The organism is Salmonella sp. SAL4457, from assembly GCF_046548235.1.
GTDB classification, from domain to species: domain Bacteria; phylum Pseudomonadota; class Gammaproteobacteria; order Enterobacterales; family Enterobacteriaceae; genus Salmonella; species Salmonella enterica.
Map to the genome: position 1 here is coordinate 1 of NZ_JBGDZO010001032.1, position 248 is coordinate 248.

General features: G+C 53.2%; 1 protein-coding gene. It reads left to right on the forward strand.

What is annotated here, in order from left to right; genetic code table 11:
• The coding region (locus ACLJNW_RS27310) for an ArsB/NhaD family transporter (protein WP_410961685.1) at window positions 1-248 on the forward strand (248 nt) is incomplete at both ends.

Here is a 248-nt window from a genome sequence, read left to right on the forward strand (position 1 = left end):
CGGTAATGGTGCCGGTGGATATTGCCGCTATTATCGCCACGCTGGTGATGCTGCATCTGTTCTTCCGCAAAGATATTCCACCGACTTACGACCTGGCTCTCCTGAAAGCACCGGCGAAGGCGATTAAAGATCTGGCAACCTTCAGAACCGGCTGGATAGTTTTAATTCTTCTGCTGGTTGGGTTCTTTGTCCTCGAGCCGCTCGGTATTCCCGTTAGCGCGATTGCGGCTGTTGGAGCTGTGATCCTG